Annotated in this window: 3 protein-coding genes; 1 reads left to right on the forward strand and 2 read right to left on the reverse strand. The window is 68.8% G+C overall.

Features of this window, described 5'->3' with window-relative positions; translation table 11 throughout:
* A partial coding sequence (locus VF468_16955; protein HEX5879982.1) for a hypothetical protein occupies positions 1–636 on the forward strand: 636 nt, incomplete at its 5' end.
* A gap of 1,182 nt (positions 637–1,818) precedes the next feature.
* Here VF468_16955 and VF468_16960 read toward each other — a convergent pair.
* Both VF468_16960 and VF468_16965 read right to left on the reverse strand, forming a co-directional pair.
* On the reverse strand, positions 1,819–2,157 hold the full coding sequence (locus VF468_16960; protein HEX5879983.1) for a hypothetical protein: 339 nt from the start codon (positions 2,155–2,157) through the stop codon (positions 1,819–1,821).
* Between the two features lie 12 nt (positions 2,158–2,169).
* Positions 2,170–2,491: hypothetical protein (locus tag VF468_16965; GenBank protein ID HEX5879984.1), on the reverse strand; the 322-nt coding region annotated here is incomplete at its 5' end.

The raw sequence follows: 2,491 nt of genomic DNA on the forward strand, positions 1-2,491 counted from the left end.
CGGGCGGCCCCGGCCATCACCAGCCGAAGCCCGGGGGTGGCCTCGGGCGAGGATCAGGCGACCCGGGCCACGGCCAGGGGCGGCGCCGGAGCACCAGGCACGACCGAGCCCGCTCCATCGACCACCAAGGAGCCTGCCACCACCAGAGCGCCCACGACCCCTACCACTGCCGCACCCAAGACCGGCCTTCCGGCCGGTTGGCGCGCCTTCACCAACCGGGCCGGCAACAACCGCGCCGGCGTCCCCCCCGGGTTCCGGGCCCGCACCCGCGAGAGCTACAACGCCACCGTCATCGAGGAACCGCGCGACCCCGGGCGGGTGTTCACCGTGCGCTCCCAGAACCCCTCCGCCCTGCTGCCCCAGGCGTCGCGGGACTACCGCAGCTGGGCTCGGCGGAACTTCGCTGGCTTCCGCGAGGTCAGCTACGAGGAGAACCAGACCTACGCCGGCCATAAGGGGGCGGTGGTGTTCGAGTACGAGGCGGTCAGGGACGGCCGCCGGGTCCACGTCAGCCACGTCAACCTCAAGGGCCGGAGCTGGGGCTACAACGTCGAGTTCATCGTCCCGGCCGAGCAGTGGGACGCCTCCCAGGACCTGGCCCGCCAGTTCGAGCAGGCCTTCCAGCCGCTCGGCTGACGGCGTTACGCCCCAAGCAAGCAGGCATTCAGGAGTCGCCTGGCGGCTCAGTAAGCCCTGCCCAGCGTCAGCTGGGATCTCCCGGGAGGTCAAGTTTGGGTTCATATGGCGTCGGCAATGTACCCATGGAATCGCCGCCCGACCTTGGAGGCCTCGTGGATCGATCGCTTCGCCATCTCGGCCAGAGCTTGGTCGTGATGGGAGCGTTGCTTGGGGCCGCCCTCGGCGTCGGCTTGGCCCTGATCGTGGAGAACGCCGACACCAGCGGGGCTGTGGTGGCGCCAGGGCGGGAACGTGCGGCGGTGCTGGCCGCCGACCCACCCAGCGGCCGACCCCCGGTCTCCCGAGGGGCCGGTTCCGCGGACTCGGCAGCCGGCAACGGGGCCTCCGGAAGTCAGCGAGCCGAAGCGGCCGACCAAGCCGACCAGAGTGACGGGGAAACCGACAAGAAGAACAAACGCCACGACAAACCTGGCAAGGGTAAGGACAGACCGGGCAAGGACAACGGCAGGTAACCGGGCGCTGCCCAACTGCTCCATCCCTGGTCAGGAGGTTGCCGTCGCTAGCTGGGCGCGAGCGTCACCCCGACGATCAAGAACAGGATCGACCCCAACGCGATCACCAGCGCGATCAAGATGTACGCGGGTGGCCGGAGCCGGCCGGCTGGATGACGATGACGTTCATGAATCCCCCCTCAGGCCTCAAAGCGTGCAGGCTGCTCCACCGCCGCGGGGTTGGCGCCCTGCCCACGCCGAAGCGGACGTCCTGCAAGCCGCGATGGAGCCGAGTCCGGGCCGGCCGCCGCAGCGCGTGGGGACATTGGCGCAAACGCCCTGACCACATCGATCAGCACAGAACCGCGTGTAACGCAACAGATGGCGCCGACGCTTTACTAGTCGGTTACGCCTGTTCGTTGTGTCGCCGCCCGGCGCTGCCGGCTGTCCCCTGAGGAGGTCCCCCACCACCTAGAACCAGCGGCCTCCTGCCCATCCCCCACGTTCCACCCTTGAGGTCGCTGGCCCCCCAGAACGCTCTACAGCTTCAAACCGTCCGGTCAGCAGCCGCCACGGTCAGGTCGCGCGGACCTGGCTTGTGCTGTGTTCGCCTCCTTCCCCCGAGGGCGGAGAGGGGCGGCTGTCTTGTTTGTCCTGTTAGGTGGCGAGCGGCCCAGCAGATCGCCGCTCAGAGGAGAAGGTAGGGATTCATGGCCAAGCATGTACGTGTCGGGAACCTGAAGGGGGCCCGCCTGCTCGTCGTTGCTCTGGTGGTGGTCACCGGGCTGAGCGTGACGGGACTCGCTGTTGCCAGCCAAGGCGACCCGGACAAGGTCCTGACGGTCGACAACCCCAACGTTTCCTGCGCGTCGCCGGTGGCGGGTGCCAAGGTTGAGGGGAACCTGGGGACGACGATCTCGTTCTCGGCGGCAGATCCCATCGACTTCGTGACGGTGAAGTCTGGTGAGGGCGCGGTGGTGGTGTCGGCCACCTTCGACACGACCTCGGGAACGATCACGCTGTCCAAGGACGTCTCCAACTACGTGGTCTGGACCTGTCCACCGGCCACGACCACCAGTGGCGCGACCACCACCTCGGGAGCGACCACGACCACGGTCAAGCCGACGACCACCACCGGGGCGACGAGCACCTCGGGGGCGACCAGTACCTCGGGGGCGACCACGACCACGGTCAAGCCGACCACGACCACCGGGGCGACGAGCACCTCGGGGGCGACCAGCACCAGCGGGGCGACGACGACCACGGTCAAGCCCACGACCACCACTGGGGCGACCACGACCACGGTCAAGCCGACGACCACCACCGGGGCGACCACGACCACGGTCAAGCCGACGACGACC

Source organism: Actinomycetota bacterium, from assembly GCA_036280995.1.
GTDB lineage: Bacteria > Actinomycetota > CALGFH01 > CALGFH01 > CALGFH01 > CALGFH01.